The sequence below is a fragment of the Bordetella trematum genome (assembly GCF_900078335.1).
GTDB lineage: Bacteria > Pseudomonadota > Gammaproteobacteria > Burkholderiales > Burkholderiaceae_B > Bordetella > Bordetella trematum.
The window spans coordinates 70843-84020 of the sequence record NZ_FKBR01000031.1; the positions used below are offsets into that span (position 1 = coordinate 70843).

Here is a 13178-nt window from a genome sequence, read left to right on the forward strand (position 1 = left end):
CATCGAGACGATCGCGCTGCCGGGCACGCTCTGGCTGGCTTCCGATGTGCATCTCGGGCCGGCCACGCCGGCCACCGCCGAAGCCTTCACGGGCTTTCTGGAGGCGGCGGCCGCCGAGGCCGACGCCCTGCTGCTGCCAGGCGACATCTTCGACGCCTGGATCGGCGACGATGTCATCCGCGCCGCGCCGCCCTGGCTTGCCCAGGCGCTGCAGGCGCTCAAGGCCACCGCAGCGCGCATCCCGGTGTATCTGGGCCGCGGCAACCGCGACTTCCTGATGGGCCGGGAGCTGGCCGACGCCCTGGGCGCACGCCTGCTGCCCGACCAGGCTCTGCTGCAGACCGATGGCGGCATGGTGCTGCTCAGCCACGGCGACGAATACTGTACGGACGATGCAGCCTACCAGCAGTTTCGCGCCATGGTGCGCGACCCGCGCTGGCAGACGCAGTTTCTCTCCATGAGCATTCCCGAACGCCTGCAGATGGCCCAGCAGGCGCGCGGCGAAAGCATGGCGGCCAATCAGGCCAAGACCATGGAAATCATGGATGTGAACGCCCAGGCCATCGAGACGGCCCTGCGCGACAGCGGCGTGGCCCTGATGATTCACGGCCATACCCATCGCCCGCAACGCCACGTGCTGAGCGTGGACGGCCGCAAGTGCGAACGCTGGGTCCTGCCCGACTGGGATTGCGACCATGGCGCCACGCGCGGCGGCTGGCTGGTCATCGACGCCGACGGCCCCCAGATGTACGACCTGGACGACGCCGAGTAAGGCACGCGCCCCGCTAGAAAAACGACCGCCCCTCAGGGCGGTCGTTTCGTTTGGGCCGGCGTCAGGCCGGCCAAGAGGTGGCGTCAGGCCCGCATCATCAGCCAGCCTCCCACCACCAGGCCCAGCGCGATGCGGTACCAGGCAAAGCCGCGATAGGTATGGTTGGCCACGAAGCGCAGCACGGCGCGCACCACCACCAGGGCGCTCAGGAAGGCCGCCACGAAACCTACCGCGATGCCGGAGAGGTCATGGCTGGAAAGCAGGCTGGCATTGCGATACATGTCGTAGACGGCCGCGCCCAGCATGGTCGGCATGGCCAGGAAGAACGAGAACTCGGTGGCCGTCTTGCGCTGGATCCCGGCGATCATGCCGCCGATGATGGTCGCGCCGGAACGGGACGTGCCCGGCACCATCGCCAGGCATTGGGCCACGCCCACGCCCAGCGCCTGCTTCCAGCTGATGTCCTCCAGCCGCCGCGCCGTGGCGCGCTCTTCGGAGGCGGTGTCGTCAGCCGCCCCGGGCAGATCGCCCGGGGTCTTGGGCGCACGACGCTCGACCCACAGCATGATGAGGCCGCCCACCACCAGCATCACTGCCACCACCGCCGGGTGATAGAACACCTGCTTGATGTGCTTGATGAAGATCGCCCCGATCACCGCCGCAGGCAAAAAGGCCAGCAGCAGGTTGCGCGTGAACAGCACCTCCTGGCGATCGCCGGTCAGCGTGCCACGGATCAGCTGCCACAAACGGGCGCGGAAGATCCACATCACGGCCAGGATGGAGCCGAGCTGGATCACGACTTCAAACACCTTGCCCGTGCCGGAATCGAATTCGATCCAGTCGCCGAACAGAATGAGGTGGCCCGTGCTCGACACGGGGATGAACTCCGTCAGGCCTTCGAGGATGCCCAGGAGAAATGCTTTGAGGAGGTAGATATGGCTGTCGGTCACGGTGCAATGCAGAGATAAAGGTCAGAGGAAGGCCGCGCCCGGATCAGGCTTGCGCGGTATCGTCAGGAACATCGAACAGGGTCAGCGCAATGCGCTGCACGCGCACCGAGGCAATGCGCCGCCCTGCCATGTGCAGCACTTCAAAGCGGAAGCGGAAATAAGGGGTTTCGTAATCACAGCTGTCGCCCGGCTGGGGCAGTTTGCCGAAGCGCATCAGGAGATAGCCGCCCAACGTGGAATAATCCTGCGCCTCATCGAGCAGCCCTTCGGTATCGAGCACCTGCTCGACATGGCGCAGATCGGCTGCGCCATCGATCTGCCAGACATCGTCGCCGATGGCGGTAATGTCGGGGACCTCGTCCTCGTCGGGAAACTCGCCGGCAATGGCCTCGAACACGTCGATGGGTGTCACCACCCCCTCGATGGCGCCAAACTCGTCGGCCACCAGCACCAACTGCCCGCGCGACCGCTTGAGCGTGTCCATGAGGCGCAGAATGCCGATGGACTCGTGCACGATGATGGGCTCGCGCAGACGCTTGGTGTTGACGCGCCCTTCGGTGATCAGGTCAGCCACCAGATCCTTGGCCCGCGCAATGCCGATCACTTCGTCCAGCGCCCCACGGCATACCGGGAAGAAGCTGTGCGGCGCCCGCATCAATTGCTCGCGGATGAGCTGCGGGTCATCGTCGAGGTTGATCCACGACAGATCGATGCGCGGCGTCATGATGGAGCGGATGGAGCGTTCGGCCAGGGTCAGCACGCCGCTGACCATATTGCGCTCCTCGATGCCGAACGCCCCCGTGGCCGGCGGCGAAGCCTCATCGTCCGTCGCCGGTTCGGCCTGCGCACGCTTGCCAAGCAGGCGCAGCACTGCCTCGGCCGTGCGGTCGCGCATGGGCCGGCGCGCATCCAGCTTGAGCAGGTTGCGCCGCGCGATCTGGTTGAGCGACTCGATCAGCACCGAGAATCCGATGGCCGCGTACAGATAGCCCTTGGGCACCTTGAAGCCGAAGGCCTCGGCCAGCAGCGAGAAACCGATCATCAGCAAAAAGCCCAGACACAGCACGACCACGGTCGGATGGGCATTGACGAAACGCGTCAGCGGCTTGGAGGCCGCCAGCATGATGCCGATGGCGATGATCACGGCGATCATCATGATCGCCAGGTGATCCACCATCCCGACGGCGGTGATGACCGAATCGAGCGAAAACACCGCGTCGAGCACCACGATCTGCGTGACCGTGACCCAGAAGCTGGGATAGGCGCGCGACCCGCCGGCCGGCGACATGCCGCCGCCTTCCAGGCGCTCGTGCAGCTCCATGGTGCCCTTGAAGAGCAGGAACAGGCCGCCCAGCATCAGGATCAGGTCGCGCCCGGCAAAGGAGAACGCCCCGATGGAGAACAGCGGCCGGGTCAGGGTGACCAGCCAGGACATCACCGACAGCAAGCCCAGGCGCATCACCAGGGCCAGGGACAGGCCCACGACGCGTGCCCGGTCGCGCTGCGCAGGCGGCAGCTTGTCGGCCAGAATGGCGATGAAGATGAGGTTGTCGATCCCGAGGACGATTTCAAGGATGACAAGGGTAAGCAAGCCGACCCACGCGGCGGGGTCAAGCAGCCACTCCATCAGATGCTCCAGAAGTTGGGGAATCGGTAATCGTACATGCAAGCCCGCGACAGTATGGTCACAAAATCCTGCACGCGACGGCTGCTGGCCCCGGGATGCAAAAACCGGCACAAGGCCGGTTTTCGGAATGGCACGGCCGGAATCAGGCCTTGGGCTGCAACGCGGTCATCATCTGCGTGAAGACCTTGGGCGTGCCGGCCAGCACGTTGCCGGAGTCCATCCAGCCCTGCTCGCCATCGAAGTCGGCCACCAGGCCGCCGGCCTCGAGCACCAGCAGACTGCCGGCGGCCAGATCCCAGGGCTTGAGGCCCACGCCGCAGAAGCCGTCCAGGCGGCCGGTGGCGACATAAGCCAATTCCAGGACGGTCGATCCCAGACGGCGCACGCCGACGCTGCCCTCGGCCATGTTGCGAAAGCGCGAAGCGCTGGCGTGGTCGGCGTCGACCGGCGAAGGCCAGTGCGCGCCCAGCAGCGCCTCGTGGTAGCGCACGCGGCCCGATACCCGCATGCGGCGGTCGTTCAGGAAGGTGCCGCCGCCACGGCTGGCGGTGAACAGTTCGTTGCGCGACGGGTCGTAGACCACGGCCTGGGTGACCAGGCCGCGTTGCGTCAGGGCAATCGACACGGCGTAGTTGGGCAGACCGTGAATGAAGTTGGTGGTGCCGTCCAGCGGATCGATGATCCACTGGAACTCGGCCTGATCAGGGCCTTGCAGGCCAAATTCCTCGCCCAGCACGGCGTGGTCCGGGTAGGCCGTACGCAGCACCTCGACCACCGCCTCCTCGGCGGCGCGATCCACTTCCGTGACATAATCGCGCGGACCCTTGCGCGCCACGGTCAGGCGGTCGGGATCGAGGCTGGCGCGATTGATGATGGTGCCGGCACGGCGAGCCGCCTTGATGGCGGTATTGAGCATCGGGTGCATAGAATTCCGTTCGGTGAGAGCCTGGCCTGCATAGGTTGGGGCCGCAGGGCGTATCGTACCGCGCCGCAGCAAGAAATACCCTTGCGGCACCGGCGGCAGCCCCGGGAAACCAGAAAAGCGCAAAGCCAAACCAGCTATTTTAAATGACTCAAAAATTTTCACGCGTGCGATTCATCATGGTGCAGCCCAGCCACCCTGGCAACGTGGGTTCGGCCGCGCGCGCCATCAAGACAATGGGGTTCGCCGATCTGGCGCTGGTCGAGCCCCGGTTCCCCGACATGACCCGGCAGCCGGAAGCCCAGGCCCTGGCCAGCGGCGCCACCGATGTGCTCGATCGCGCACAGGTCTTCGCCACCCTGGAAGACGCCCTGGCGCCCGTCACGCTGGCTTTCGCCCTGACCGCCCGGGTACGCGACCTCGGTCCGCCCCCCTGCGATATCCGGGAAGCCGCCGACCTCAGCCGCGCCCACCTGGATCACAACGACGAGGGCAGCGTGGCCATCATCCTGGGCACCGAGCGCTCTGGCCTGACCAATGAACAGATCGCCCTGTGCCAGCGCATCTGCCATATCCCGGCCAATCCCGAGTACAGCTCGCTGAACGTGGCCCAGGCGCTGCAACTGGCGGCCTGGGAACTGCGCTATGCGCTGCTGCGCGCCGACGGCACGGCGCTGCTGCCGGCATCGCGCGCCCAGCAGCCCGACCCCGGCGCCCGGCCGGCCAGCAGCCAGGCGGTGCAGGCCATGCTGGCGCACTGGGAACAGGCGCTGGTCGGGGTTGAGTTTCTCGACCCGGCCCATCCCAAGAAGCTGATGCCGCGCATGCGCCACCTGTTCGGGCGCGCGGAACTGACCCGCGACGAGATCGACATGATGCGCGGCGTCTGCACGGCCATGCTGGAGGTCGCCTCGCGCGCCCTGCCGCGCAAAGGCAAATAGAAAACGGGCAGTCCCGCGAGGGATCTGCCCGTCTGCGCGCCACGCTGCACACGTGGCGCCAGGGTGCGCGGGATCAGTCGACCCGTGCGCCCGAAGCCTTGACCACAGGGGCCCAGCCTTCGACTTCCGACTTGATGAAAGCGCCGAACTCTTCGGCGGTGGTCTTCTCGGCCACCGCGCCCAGGCTTTCATAGGCCTTGAGCACGTCCGGATTGTCCAGACCCTTGACCATCGCTGCGTTCAGCGTCTGGATCACTTCCGGCGGCGTGCCGGCCGGCGCAATCAGGCCGAACCAGGACGACACGTCGAAATTCTCGAAACCCGACTCCTTCATGGTGGGCACATCCGGAGCACTGGTCGAGCGATCCTTGGTGGTCACCGCCAGAGCGCGCAGCTTGCCCGACTGCACATGCGGCCACGACGACGGCATGTTGTCGAACATGTACTGCACCTGGCCGCCGATCAGGTCGGTCACGGCCGGCGCGCTGCCCTTGTAGGGCACGTGCAGCACGTCGATGCCGGCGCTCTGCTTGAACAGCTCGCCCGCCATGTGGATGGAGGTGCCGCTGCCCGAGGAAGCGAAAGCCAGCTTGCCGGGGTTGTCCTTGGCGTACTTGACCAGTTCCTGCACCGAATTGACCGGCACCTGCGGGTTGACCACCAGCACGTTGGGCACCTTGGCGCCCAGGGCAACCGGCGAGAAGTCCTTCACCAGGTCAAAGTTGACGTTGCTGTAGAGCGTCTGGTTGATGGCGCTGGTCACGGCCACGAACAGCAGCGTGTAGCCATCGGGTTTGGCGCGGGCCACATAGTCGGTGGCGATGTTGCTGCCGCCGCCTGGCTTGTTTTCGACCACGAAGGACTGGCCCAGCTGAGCGGTCAATTCCTTAGCCATCAGGCGAGCAATCACATCGGTCGTGCCGCCAGCGGAAAAACCGACAACGATGCGCACCGGTTTATCCGGATAGGCGGCGTGAACCGTCGTCGCACTGAGAGCAAAGGCGCTGAGAGTAGCTGCGGCCAGGCCGGTCAAAGCACGGGCCACGCGGGGCTTTTTAGCCTCGGACATGCGTCTGTCTCCTATAAAACGTCCAGGATGTGGACATAATAAGAACTGTTACCTATCGGATGATGCGCTATACACTCGGACTCAGGCAAGGTAGAGTCCACGGTACGGACACATACTAACCCTAGGACAGAATCTGGGCGCGTACAGATTTACCCGGACTATCAGAGACATACATGCAAGAGAGTGAGACCGCTGCCGCGGGGCCGCGTACCCTGAGACGGGGGCTGGCCGTGCTGGCGGCATTGCGAGACCAGGGCAACCAGGGCCTGAGCGTGACGGATCTGGCCCGCCATACCGGCATCCAACGCCCCACCATCTATCGCCTGCTGGCCGCCCTGCTGGAGGCCGGACTGGTATCCACCATCCAGGGCACCAAGAAATACCGCGCCGAACTGGGCGCTGAAACCGATATCGTCTCGCCCGATCCCCGCGTGCGGCAACTGTTGCCAGCGCTCAAGCGCCTGGCCGACCGGACCGGCGACGCCGTCTTTCTGGTGGTGCGCGATGCCGACGACTCGGTCAGCCTGCATCGCGAGGTGGGCAGCTATCCGGTTCAGATCCTGGCCACCTATGCCGGCAAACGCCAGCCGCTGGGCGTGGGCTCTGGCGGTATGGCCATCCTGGCCGCCCTGCCCGATGAAATGGCCCAGGGCATCGTGATGCGCAACTCCAGCCTGCTGGACGAGTACGGAGGCATGACGCCGCAGGAAATGCAGCGGCTGATCGTCAACACCCGTTCGCGCGGATACTCCGTCGTGGGCAATCATGCGGTGCGCGGGGCGCTGGGCGTGGGCTGCGCCCTGCTCAATGCCCAGGGCCAACCCGTACTGGCGGTCAGCGTGACAGCCATCATCGACCGCATGCCAGCCCAGCGACAACGGGAGATCGCCGGCTGGATCAAGGCCGAGCTGGCACGCCTGAAGACCTGAAATGCAAGGGCCGCCCTGAGGCGGCCCGGCGAAAGCATCGAGAGGCTTCCTGGCTTACCTGGCCTGCGGCGCATCCTGCGGCGGCGCCTGGATCTCGCGCACCGGCACCGGGGCGCGGAAACCGGCCTCGGTCAGCTGCAGGCGGATCTGCTGGAACAGATTCCAACGCACTTCCCAGTAATCGGCCGCCTTGGTCCAGACCCGTACGTTGACGACCGTGCCGTTGTCGCGGTACTCGATGGCACGCACCATCGGCGCCGGATCCTTGGCCACGGAAGCATGATTCTGCACCAGGGTTTCGAGGCGCCGCATGGCGTCCTGCAGATCATCGCCATAGTGGATGATCACCGGGATATCGCAACGGCGATCGACGTTGCGGCTGTAGTTGATAATGGTGGCTCCCCAGACCGTGCTGTTGGGCAGCGTGATGTGCACCCCGTCGAACTGCACCAGGCGGGTCAGGAACAGGCCCACCTCGGCCACCGTCCCTTCGTTGCCGGTGCTCAGGCTGACGTACTCACCCGCGCGCACGGGGCGCAGAATCAGCAGCATGATGCCTGCCGCGATGTTCTGCAGCGTGTTCTGCAGAGCCAGGCCCACCGCCAGACCGGCAGCGCCGAGCACGGCGATGAGGCTGGCGGTCTGCACGCCGAAACGGGCCAGCACCGCGATCACCGTGAAGATCCGCACCGCCCATACCACCGTGGCATAGGCCATCGGCACAATGGTCGGGTCCACGCGCGGCGAGCGTTCGGCCGCGCGCCGCACCCAGCGCCCCAGCAACGCCGACAGCCACCAGCCGACGATCAGGATCAGCAAGGCCATCAGCAGATTCATGCCCATATCCAACAGGCGCGGCATGACCTCGCTCATGCCATCGATTACTTCATTCATGGAAACTCCTGCCTAGTCCGGTCGAAGATGTAAAACAAACAGCACCGACTCTAGCAGAAGCCCTCGCTGCGCCAAACTCAAATATTGTCAGGATAGCCGGCGGAAGTGATTGTCCCAGGCCTGCCCGGAGCCTGCCTCGTGCAGACTGTGCATGGGCTGCTGCGGCCCGGTGCGCACCATGGCCCCCAGCCCGCTGGACACCAGGAAACCGGCCGGCGCAGCCGGCGCGACGCCACAGCCGTCCGCCAGGAACGTCGTCCCCAGCAGCCGGCCACTGGCCGCATCCCAGTAGAGGACCTGCCCCCCCACGGGGCTGGAGGTGGCGATGACCTCGCCACGGGCATCGGCGGCCACCGAGCCGACATAATTGCGCATGCCGCGCAGCGCCTCGGCGCTGCCCTCGAAAAGCTGTGGCGCCTGCCCCCGGCGGTGCCGCCCCACCAGCGCCGGCCGCTCGCCGGCCGGCCCCATATGCTGACAACCGAACCACACGGCGCCGTCGGCCGCCAGCGCCAGATGGCGGATGGAGAGGCGGTGCCAGGCCCGCGCCAGCTCGACGCGCTCCAGCAGGTCTCCGGTGGCGGCATCCAGGTAGACCAGTGAAGGCTGCATGCTGTCCAGGTTGAGCTCCAGCTTGCCGTAATCGGGATGCGTCAGGATGCCGCCATTGGCCACGCACAGCGTCTTGCCGTCAGGCATCAGGATGACTTCATGAGGGCCGATCCCCCCCGTATCGAACTCGCCGATACGGCGCGGCGCGCCACTGACATCGTAGATGCCCAGCACGCCCCGTCCGGCCTCATAGTCGTTCTCGGTCGCCACCATCAGTTGACCGCCCGGCAGGTAGACGCCGTGACCGAAAAAATGGCGCCCCTCGGCGGCGGCGATCGCCTGCGGCGCGCGCCGGCCCTGCAGGTCCAGGCTCAGGGCAAAGAAGCCGGGTTGGCGGCCAAACACCGTCAGGCGCCGGCCATCCAGCGCAAAGCTGTGCCCGCGGTCAGGCATGGTTTCGACCAGCCGCTCGCGCCCCTCGGCATCGAGCAGCACGACCTCGTGGCGTGCCCCGCGCAGCCGGGCCGTCACGTAGAGGGCCTCGGTGCCCGCCGCCAGCACCTGGGAAGGCGCCACCAGGGCGGCCGCGCCCAGGCCGAGAAAAGTGCGTCGATCAATCCCCATCGAGCGCATTGAACCCGATCGTGACCCCAAGCGCCGGGGCAATATCCTGATCCACCACATCTTTGGCGTTTTTGATGACCAGGGCCGCCAGGCTCAAGGCCGCACGCGGCGCCTCCTGTACGAAGGCCGCCTCGACATCGGCCGGCACGCCGGCCACCAGCGTGGCTGCCTGGCGGAGCTCGCTGTCGAGCGTTTCATTGAGCGCCTGGCTGCCGGCGGGCAAGGGATAGCGGCCGGCATCGTAAAACGCCTGCATGCCGCGCAGGCCTGCCGCCAGCACGACCATGCTCTGGCCGCTGCGCCAGAAGGCGGCCCGCTTTGGCCGGGCCGCCTCGGCAGTGGCGCCCAGTACCGGCAGCAACTGCACGTCGCGCGCAAACTGCAAGCCGGTAGACAGCGCCTTCATGGCTTCGGCCGCCACTTCCTGGGAACTGCGGTACAGGTCATTGGCCGCAGCCGGCGCGGTGAACTGACGCCCGAAGTCGCCCTGCTGGCTCCAGGCCGCCACCAGTTCGCCTGTCAGTCCGCTTATATTGCCCGCCACCGCAACCGCATAGCCGCAAGGATAGACGGCCGGCATCCTGGCGCGCAGCAGCCCAGGCTCGCCATACAGCACATACTCCAGCGCCGGCAGCCCCTGCACCGCCACGCTGCGCTGCGCCAGCGCCCCCTCGGCCAGCAGCGCCGGATCGGCCGCCTTCAGGACCGCCTGCACCTGACGCGGCATGACGCCGCGCGGATCCGGCCAGAAAGACAGGCGCTCGAAACGATTGCCCTGCACCAGCGGGCCGAAACGCAGAAAGGCCACGCCGCCCCAGGCCTGCACCAGGTGCCCAAACGCTGCCTCGACACGGGCGGGCGAGCCCTGCCCGTCCGCGCCGCACCAGGCCTTGAGTTCGCCCTGCATCTGGCCGGCGCGCTGTTGCAGTTCGGCAAAGGCCGCGCGCGCATAGCCATCGGCGAGCCGTTGCCCGAGATCCGGCGGCACCTCTGCGCGCACGCCGGCGACGGCCAGCAGGCCCGCAGCCAGCACAAGGGATGACTTCATAGAGACTCCAGGAAACGGATCAGGTCGGCCCTTTCGGCCGGCGACATATTGACCACGCGATCCCGCGCGGCCTGCGCCTCGCCGCCATGCCACAGCACGGCCTCCAGCAGACTGCGGGCGCGGCCATCGTGCAGATAGGTGGCATTCGGGTTGACCACCTTGGTCAGGCCGATGCCCCACAGCGGCGGCGTTCGCCACTCGCGTCCGTTGGCCTGGCCTTCGCCCACGCCATCGGCCAGCCCCTCGCCCATGTCATGCAAGAGCAGGTCGGTATAGGGCCAGATGAGCTGGAACTGGTGCTCGGGCTGTTTGGCATCGCGCCGGGTCACGTATTTGGGCACGTGGCAGGCCACGCAATTGGCCTGATAGAACAGTTTTTTGCCTTCGAGCACGCGCGCATCATCGACGTCGCGGCGCTGCGGCACCGCCAGATTGGTCGAGTAGACCGTCACGAAATCCATCAGGCGCGCCGGCACCTCGTGCTCGCCCAGATGGGGTTGCGCACCATGCGGCATGTCGAAACAGGCTTTCTGCGCAGGCGTGCAATCACCGTAGTGGCTGGGAAAGAGCGGCGAGGACAGGCCCATGTCGTTGGAGAAGGCCGCCGCGCTTTGTTGTTCGACGCTGGGCTGGCCCGCCTTCCAGTTGAAGCGCCCCAGCACTTTCTTGCCGCTGCGCAAGTCCGTCACCCAGTTCGGCTTGCCGCTCACGCCATCGCCCTTGTCTTGCCGGGCGTTGGCCAGGATGTCGTCTTCGTGGATGGCCTCCAGCAGACCCAAGCCGATCATCGGCGGCGCCAGGCGTGGCGAGAACTGGGTGTCGGCCCGCATCGGGCCATAGTTCAGATCCTCGATCCGATAGCTGGGCTGCATCAGGGTGGCTGTTTCCCCGCCCGCCAGGGCGACCTGCAGCGGCGCATAGTCGACCACCAGCCTGCCCTCGCTGGGCAGGCCAGCCACGGCGAAGTTCTGCAGCTGATGACCATAGACCGGCTCGGGCAGGGCCGCCAGCTCGCCCGCCCGCAGGGCGCGCTTTTCCTCGTCGGTGGTGGGCGGCACCGAAAGACGCATCAGCAGCGCGACCGCCTCGCTCTGCTCCAAGGGGTCAAAACCGGGGGCCGTGCCGCGCCCGTCCTTGACGTGACAGGCTTGGCAAGAACGTGCATTGAAGAGCGGCCCCAGGCCATCGGAGGCCTGGGTGGATGACGGCGCCGACACCCAGTCCTTGCGGAACAGGCCATTGCCGACCAGAAACTGCTGGCGCCCTTCGAAGCTCATGTTGGCCGACGGCTGCGAAAAAATGTCAGCATTGATCAGCTTCTTGACGGTCGCCGCGCCGGCCTGCATGGTCTCGAACGCCTCGGGCGACGAAAAATCCGCCGTCGGCGCAGTGATCTTGCGCACACGCTCGGCATCCTCGGCGCTCAGGTCGCTGCGCGCTTGGGCGCCAGCCATCGCCAGCGCCCCGGACAGCATCAACAACCAGGGCTTCACTTGAATACCGCTTCCGGCTGGTCCAGGCTGTCAGAGCCTTCGATTTCGATGTCACCCAGCTCCAGCAACGCGATCACACGCTCCAGGCTGCGGGTCTGATCGATCAGACGGTCGATGGCAGCCTGCACCACCGCGTTGCCCTCGGCATTGCCTTCGGCGATCATCTGGTCGTAGGTCTCGATCTTGTCGGCGCGGTCACGCATGGCCTGCATGGCCGCCAGCGTGGCGTCCAGCTTGGCGCGCACTTCGGCATCCAGCTTGGGATCTTTTTCCTTGACCAGATCCGAGAGGCTCGCGCCCTTGACCTGCGAGCCGTCGATGCGACGGTAGTCGCCCAGGTAGACATTGCGCATGCCGACCTGATTGTAATAGTGCGAATTGTGCGTGTTGTCGGAGAAGCAGTCGTGCTCTTCTTCGGGGTCATGCAGCATCAGGCCCAGCTTCATGCGCTCGCCGGCCAGTTCGCCGTAGGAGAGGCTGCCCAGACCGGTCAGCATGGCCGTCAGGCCCGCCTTCGGATCTTCTTCGACCGACTTGCGCGCCTCGCCCGTGGCTTGCCACTGAGCGGCCATTTCCTTGAGGTCGTCGACCAGCAGTTGCGTCACCACCTTGAGGTATTCGATGCGGCGCTCGCAGTTGCCGCCGGTGCACTGCTTGGGATCGAAATCGGTGTGCGGGCGGTTGCCGGCATGGCGCTCCTGCGGCGTGCCCACGCTGCCTTCCGGCGCCGGACCCGAACCATTCAGATCCTGGCCCCACAGCAGGAACTCGATCGCATGGTAGCCGGTGGCCACGTTGGCCTCATTGCCGTCGGCTTCGTGCAACACGTCGCTCAGCAGCTCGGCCGTGATCTTGCTGGCATCCAGGGTCTTGCCCCCCACGGAGATCTTCGAATTGGCGATGACGTTCACGGCATAAAAGGCGTTTTCATCATTCTCGTTGCCGTAGGAGGCGTCAACGTAATCGATCAGGCCTTCATCCAGGGGCCAGGCATTCACCCGGCCTTCCCAGTCATCGACGATGGCGTTGCCGAAGCGGAATGCTTCGGTCTGCTGATAGGGAACGCGGGCATCCAGCCACGCCTGACGGGCAGCCTTGAGCGACGCTTCGCTGGGCTTGGCGATCAGCGCATCGATGGCTTGCTGCAGTTTTTCGGCAGCCAGCAGCGAATCCTGGTAATTCGCCGCGGCGATATCCGAATACGTTTTGACGACAGCCTTGGGTTCCACCGCAGCCTGAGCCCCGCCGGCGGCGACGGCCGCGACCAAAAGCATGCCTTGCAGCAACTTGCGCATCCTACTCTCCCTATTCATGGGCCTCCCCAGCGGGGGCCGCAATGAGCCAAAAATTCAGGAAT

12 protein-coding genes are annotated in these 13178 nt (G+C 66.0%); 3 read left to right on the forward strand and 9 right to left on the reverse strand.

The window, feature by feature from the left end; translation table 11 throughout:
- Position 1: 1 nt before the first annotated feature.
- Complete coding sequence (locus A7V84_RS12585; protein ID WP_033534596.1) at positions 2 to 772, forward strand: UDP-2,3-diacylglucosamine diphosphatase; 771 nt, start codon at positions 2 to 4, stop codon at positions 770 to 772.
- 83 nt (positions 773 to 855) lie between these two features.
- Here the strand turns inward: A7V84_RS12585 and A7V84_RS12590 are convergent, their stop codons facing one another.
- From A7V84_RS12590 to A7V84_RS12600, 3 genes are all read right to left on the reverse strand, one after another.
- Positions 856 to 1722, reverse strand: a complete 867-nt coding sequence (locus A7V84_RS12590; protein WP_025513491.1) for an undecaprenyl-diphosphate phosphatase — start codon at positions 1720 to 1722, stop codon at positions 856 to 858.
- Between the two features lie 43 nt (positions 1723 to 1765).
- Positions 1766 to 3349, reverse strand: a complete 1584-nt coding sequence (locus tag A7V84_RS12595) for a TerC family protein (RefSeq protein WP_025513492.1) — start codon at positions 3347 to 3349, stop codon at positions 1766 to 1768.
- A gap of 142 nt (positions 3350 to 3491) precedes the next feature.
- Positions 3492 to 4274 carry an inositol monophosphatase family protein gene (locus tag A7V84_RS12600; RefSeq protein WP_025513494.1) on the reverse strand — a complete coding sequence of 261 codons (783 nt, stop codon included), beginning with the start codon at positions 4272 to 4274 and terminating at the stop codon, positions 3492 to 3494.
- 143 nt (positions 4275 to 4417) lie between these two features.
- Here A7V84_RS12600 and A7V84_RS12605 point away from each other — a divergent pair, with 143 nt between their 5' ends.
- Positions 4418 to 5212 (forward strand): RNA methyltransferase, encoded by a 795-nt coding sequence (locus tag A7V84_RS12605; protein ID WP_115638864.1) that lies wholly within the window; start codon positions 4418 to 4420, stop codon positions 5210 to 5212.
- Between the two features lie 73 nt (positions 5213 to 5285).
- On the opposite strand, the gene A7V84_RS12610 is transcribed toward A7V84_RS12605, so the two are convergent.
- Positions 5286 to 6281 (reverse strand): Bug family tripartite tricarboxylate transporter substrate binding protein, encoded by a 996-nt coding sequence (locus tag A7V84_RS12610; RefSeq protein ID WP_025513498.1) that lies wholly within the window; start codon positions 6279 to 6281, stop codon positions 5286 to 5288.
- 173 nt (positions 6282 to 6454) lie between these two features.
- Here A7V84_RS12610 and A7V84_RS12615 point away from each other — a divergent pair, with 173 nt between their 5' ends.
- Positions 6455 to 7210, forward strand: coding sequence for an IclR family transcriptional regulator (locus A7V84_RS12615; protein ID WP_025513500.1), 756 nt, complete (start codon positions 6455 to 6457; stop codon positions 7208 to 7210).
- 54 nt (positions 7211 to 7264) lie between these two features.
- Here the strand turns inward: A7V84_RS12615 and A7V84_RS12620 are convergent, their stop codons facing one another.
- From A7V84_RS12620 to A7V84_RS12640, 5 genes are all read right to left on the reverse strand, one after another.
- The gene (locus A7V84_RS12620) at positions 7265 to 8104 is read right to left on the reverse strand and encodes a mechanosensitive ion channel family protein (protein ID WP_025513502.1); all 840 of its coding nucleotides are present in this window, start codon (positions 8102 to 8104) and stop codon (positions 7265 to 7267) included.
- An 87-nt stretch (positions 8105 to 8191) separates the two neighbouring features.
- Positions 8192 to 9280 carry a DUF1513 domain-containing protein gene (locus A7V84_RS12625; RefSeq protein ID WP_025513505.1) on the reverse strand — a complete coding sequence of 363 codons (1089 nt, stop codon included), beginning with the start codon at positions 9278 to 9280 and terminating at the stop codon, positions 8192 to 8194.
- Entirely contained in the window at positions 9270 to 10328 is a 1059-nt protein-coding gene (locus A7V84_RS12630; RefSeq protein ID WP_033534574.1) for an imelysin family protein, read from the reverse strand. Before A7V84_RS12630 ends, A7V84_RS12625 begins: the two co-directional genes overlap by 11 nt.
- Complete coding sequence (locus A7V84_RS12635) at positions 10325 to 11803, reverse strand: di-heme oxidoreductase family protein (RefSeq protein WP_115638927.1); 1479 nt, start codon at positions 11801 to 11803, stop codon at positions 10325 to 10327. The genes A7V84_RS12630 and A7V84_RS12635 overlap by 4 nt, the downstream gene beginning before the upstream one ends.
- A gap of 14 nt (positions 11804 to 11817) precedes the next feature.
- Positions 11818 to 13116: an imelysin family protein gene (locus tag A7V84_RS12640; RefSeq protein ID WP_025513511.1), complete on the reverse strand. Its 1299-nt coding sequence runs from the start codon at positions 13114 to 13116 to the stop codon at positions 11818 to 11820.
- Between the last annotated feature and the right edge of the window lie 62 nt (positions 13117 to 13178).

Excerpts from the sequence above, each read along its gene's own strand:
- A7V84_RS12615 (WP_025513500.1), top strand. The coding sequence starts at position 6,455 with ATGCAAGAGAGTGAGACCGCTGCCGCGGGGCCGCGTACCCTGAGACGG.
- A7V84_RS12630 (WP_033534574.1), bottom strand. The coding sequence starts at position 10,328 with ATGAAGTCATCCCTTGTGCTGGCTGCGGGCCTGCTGGCCGTCGCCGGC.
- A7V84_RS12620 (WP_025513502.1), bottom strand. The coding sequence starts at position 8,104 with ATGAATGAAGTAATCGATGGCATGAGCGAGGTCATGCCGCGCCTGTTG.
- A7V84_RS12595 (WP_025513492.1), bottom strand. The coding sequence starts at position 3,349 with ATGGAGTGGCTGCTTGACCCCGCCGCGTGGGTCGGCTTGCTTACCCTT.
- A7V84_RS12625 (WP_025513505.1), bottom strand. The coding sequence starts at position 9,280 with ATGGGGATTGATCGACGCACTTTTCTCGGCCTGGGCGCGGCCGCCCTG.
- A7V84_RS12605 (WP_115638864.1), top strand. The coding sequence starts at position 4,418 with ATGACTCAAAAATTTTCACGCGTGCGATTCATCATGGTGCAGCCCAGC.
- A7V84_RS12610 (WP_025513498.1), bottom strand. The coding sequence starts at position 6,281 with ATGTCCGAGGCTAAAAAGCCCCGCGTGGCCCGTGCTTTGACCGGCCTG.
- A7V84_RS12600 (WP_025513494.1), bottom strand. The coding sequence starts at position 4,274 with ATGCACCCGATGCTCAATACCGCCATCAAGGCGGCTCGCCGTGCCGGC.
- A7V84_RS12640 (WP_025513511.1), bottom strand. The coding sequence starts at position 13,116 with ATGCGCAAGTTGCTGCAAGGCATGCTTTTGGTCGCGGCCGTCGCCGCC.
- A7V84_RS12635 (WP_115638927.1), bottom strand. The coding sequence starts at position 11,803 with ATGCTGTCCGGGGCGCTGGCGATGGCTGGCGCCCAAGCGCGCAGCGAC.